General features: G+C 61.9%; 3 protein-coding genes. All 3 read left to right on the top strand.

All coding sequences use genetic code 11. The features are described 5' to 3' along the window. The coding region (locus LGZ99_RS23410; protein ID WP_449301374.1) for a bacteriophage T4 gp5 trimerization domain-containing protein at positions 1-447 on the top strand (447 nt) is incomplete at its 5' end. A 64-nt stretch (positions 448-511) separates the two neighbouring features. Further along, positions 512-934, top strand: coding sequence for a DUF1795 domain-containing protein (locus tag LGZ99_RS23415; protein ID WP_228940442.1), 423 nt, complete (start codon positions 512-514; stop codon positions 932-934). 20 nt (positions 935-954) lie between these two features. Continuing rightward, a partial coding sequence (locus tag LGZ99_RS23420) for a PAAR domain-containing protein (protein WP_262979740.1) occupies positions 955-4472 on the top strand: 3518 nt, incomplete at its 3' end.

The raw sequence follows: 4472 nt of genomic DNA on the forward strand, positions 1-4472 counted from the left end.
CCGGGCAGCAAAACCCAGATGGCCTTCCGCTCGAAAACCCACAAAGGCGAAGGCTATAACGAACTGCGCTTTGAGGATGCCAAAGGCAGTGAAGAGCTGTCGCTGCATGCACAGAAGAACATGACGACCGTGGTGCTCAATGACCGCGAAACCCGGGTCATGCACAACCACACCGAAAGCATCGGCAATGACCAGATACTTTCCGTCAGGAAGGATCGCCACAAAGAGGTGGCAGGCAATGAAGTCAGTGCGATAACCGGCCTGCGTCAAATCACCGTGGAAAAAGACAGCCTGCTGAACGTGAAAAATAACATCCAGATACAGTCCCAGGCCGGCGGTATCGAGATTGCGACGGCCGGGGGCAGCATCACCATCGACAGCGCCGGCAATATCCGTATTCAGGGCGCCAATATCACCATTAACGGCAAACAGGTCAATGTCAACTGACCGGTATTCACCCATTAACAACAACACCTTAATACATTCTTTCAATCAATAACGGAAAAACAGCATGACAAACGCAGTGTATCAGATGAATGAAGGCACCCTGGCTATTCCGGGCAACTGGCGGGATGAATCCATGCATGTCTTTGTGCTGCCGGATGACAGCGGCATTAATCTGGTGGTCAGCCGCACACCGGTCCCTGCCGGTATGGATAACACCGCTTATTATGAACAGACCCTGGAACAGTTCCGCACGCACCTGCCCGGTTATCAGGAGCATCAGCGCAGCGAAATCACCCTGAGCCAGGCACCCGCCCGCCGGCTGGATTATCAATGGACAAGTCCGGAAGGGGACATGTACCAGACCGTGGTGCTGCAAATCCGCGGCCCCCGGCTGCTGACCTTCAACCTGACCTCCCCCGCCCCCTTTGCGGACGGTCAGCGCGAGGCGTTGCTGGCGGTTATCGACAGCTTCCAGGCCGCCGGATAATCTGACACAGGAGGTCAAACATGTCACTTGGTGATGAAATCGTCACCCGGATTGCCCGGGTCGGGGCGTTACATACCGCCCCGGTGGCGCCCCCACAGGGCGCTCCCGGCCCGGCAGCAGCCCGTGAGGGCGACCCGATTAAACATGCCAGCTTCCTCGGCGCCCTGGCCGGCGCGATTACCGGCGCGCTGATAAGTGCCGCGGTGTTTGCCGTGGCCGCCGCGGTGGTGGTCGGCACCGGCGGATTAGCCACCGTCGCGGTCCTGGCACTCGGTACCGCCGGTACCCTGGCCCTGGGTAACGTCATCAGCGCCGCCAGTTCGGCCGTGACCAAAATGGTGGACAGTATCGGCCCGCCCAGTGGCGCACTGCTGACCGGCTCCCCCAATGTGTTTATTGAAGGTAAAGCCGCAGCACGGGCCACCGTCGATACCGCCGGCTGCAATAAACACCCGGCACCGCCCCTGATTGCCCAGGGCAGTGAAACCGTGTTTATCAACGGCGCGCCGGCAGCCCGGGTGGATGACAAACTGGTCTGCGGCTCGACTATCAAAGCCGGGGCGGGAACCGTGTTCATCGGCTCCGGTCAGGGCGCCTATTTAACCATTGCCGAAGAGTTCTCCGCCTGGGAACGGGCCATTCTGATGGCGGTTGAGTTTCTGGCGCCGCCCTCCCGGGGCGCCATAAAAGGTCTGGGTAAACTGTTCACGAAAACCGGCCGGCAGGCCGTGCTGAACGGGGCAAAGGCCGGGGCCCGGCATGTCGGGAAAATCGCCTCGGGTAAAACGATTTCCTGCGCCAAAACCGCCTTTAAAGAAACCCGGGGGGTGAGACGTTACCGGGAAAGCACCAAAAAATTCTTCACCGGCGACCCGATTGACGTCACCACCGGCCAGCTCTTCGACCAGCGCACCGATATCACCCTCGGCCAGACTCTGCCGCTGGTGTTTCTGCGCAGCTGGGCCCCCGGGGAACAGGGCTTACTGGGGCCGGGCTGGACCGACAGCTTCTCCGAATGCGCCCGGGTCACCGGTGACCGGGTAGACATCAGCACCACCGAAGGGGCGTCACTCTACTTCGCCCTGCCGCCCGCTTATACGCACAGCACCAACCCGGACCACCCGGATTTCACCCTCAGCCGCGGCGAGCAGGGCTATATCCTCCGCCACCGTGATTCCCCGGTCCGCAAGTCTTTTTCCCTGCCCGTGCCGGCTTCCGCCGATGAGCCCCAGCGCTGGCTGCTGACCGAACACCGGGATGGGTATGACAACCGGCTGCGGTTTATCTACAACGCGCAGTATCAGCTGACACAGGTGATTCACAGTGACGGACCGGTCCTGTCCCTGCGTTATAACCTGAACGGGCAACTGACCGAGATCCTCCGGACCGATGACGGCTTACAGGAGGTGATGGCCCGGTATCACTACCATGACCATGGCCGGCTGGCGGAAGCCGACAGCACCCAGCATTTTCACCTGTACTATGAATATAACGCCCAGGGCCTGATAAGCCGCTGGTCTGACGGTGACCAGACCTGGGTGGATTACCGCTATGATCAACAGGGGCGCTGCACCGACAGTATCGGGGCCGGCGGCTTCTACCCGGTCCACCTGGACTACGCCCCCGGCCTCACCCGCGCCACGACCCCACAGGGGCACACCACCGTCTGGCATTACAACGACCAGCAGCAGGTCACGGAAATCCACACGCCCGGCGGCAGTGTGACCCGCTATGACTATGATGACTGGGGCAATCTGGTCCAACAGGTGTTACCGCAGGGGGAAACCCTGACCCTGACCTACCTGGCCGAGACGGGCCGGGTGACATCCTTCACCGATGCGACCGGCGCCCGCTGGCAATACAGCTATGATACCGACCTGCGCCTGACCGGCATGACCGACCCGCTGCACCGGACCTGGCTGCAACTGTATGATGAACAGGGCCAGCCCGCCGGATTTATCGCCCCGGATGGCCGGAAAACCACCCTGACCCGCAATGCCTTCGGGCTGGTGACCGCGGAAGAAGACACGGACGGCAACCGCCGCACCCGGGAATATGATACCCAACAACGGCTGGTCAGGCTGTTTGACGAGGAGAACCGCACCGTCAGCCTGGGTTATGACAGCCAGGACCGGCTGCGCAGCCTGACCGCCGCCGGGGCACTGTGGCGCTGGCGTTACGACCGGCATCACCGGGTGGCCGTCAGCGACCGGCCCGACAACCACCCGGAACATTTTGACCATGACCGCCACGGCAACCTGACCCGCTGGACCGATGCGCGCGGGGTGGCCTGGCAGGTGGAATACGGCCCGTTTGACCTGCCGGTGGCCCGGTGGGACGGCGAAGGCCATCGCTGGCAGTACCGCTATGATGCCGATACCCTGCAACTGACGCAGGTGATTAACCCGATGGGGGAAACCTACAGCTACACGCTGGATGCGGAGGGCCGGATTATCACCGAGCAGGATTATGCCGGCACCCGCTGGCACTATCGCTATGACCTGTCGGGGAACTGCATTGAAAAGCGGGACGGGGAAGAGACCGTCACCCGTTATGACTATGACGCGGCCCAGCGCCTCACCGCCCTGCATACCCCGGAGGGCGCCACCCGTTACCAGTATGATATCGCCGGACGGCTGCTGCGGGTTGACGCCCCGGACAGCACCTTACAGTTTGAATACGACGACCAGGACCGGATAGTGCGGGAAATCCAGCCGCACGGGGAAATTCAGCGTCACTACCCGGATAACCGCACCGTCGAACGGCAGCTGTTCACCGGAGAAACCGCACCGGCAGCCGGGCCGTCACGATTTGCCGGACAAACCCAGCCCGGACACTGGCAAAGCCGGATACAGGTTAACCGGGCCGGGGAACTGACCGGGCTGACCTTAGACAACCAGCCGCCCCTGACAGTGGCGCGGGATGAGGCGGGACGGGACACCGGTCGTTACACCGAAAGCGGCTTCATTGTGCGCCAGCAGTATAACCTGATGGGGTTACTGACTGCGCAGCGGGCGGGCTGCAACCCCCACCTTTTCCGGCCGGCTGAACTGGAGGAGATGAGCGAACCGGCCTATGCCCGCCTGGCGCGCCGGTATGACTATGACGCCGCGCTGAACCTGACCGCGGCCAGTGATGACGGGCAGCAGCTGCGCTACCGCCTTAACGGCAACGGCCAGGTGGTCTCGGTCAGTGACGGGCAAAACCTGCGCGAACATTACCAGTATGATGCAACGGGTTACCCCGCCCGGCGGTTCGACGGGGTGCAGGAGATTATGGGGGAAACCCTCTACCAGGCGGGTCACCGCCTGAACTGGGTGGGCTCGCACCGGTTTGTTTACGACCTGGCCGGTCGCCTGAAAGAGAAACAGTTTTTAGCCGAAGGCCACCGGCTGGCGGTGACGAAATACCGCTGGAACAGCCAGAACCAGCTGACCGGCCTTATCACCCCGGACGGCCACCGGTGGGAATATCGTTATGACGCCTTCGGGCGGCGCACCGAAAAGCGCTGTATCCAGACCGGTAAGCTGACCACGTA

This window comes from Photorhabdus temperata, assembly GCF_025384845.1.
Lineage (GTDB): Bacteria > Pseudomonadota > Gammaproteobacteria > Enterobacterales > Enterobacteriaceae > Photorhabdus > Photorhabdus temperata.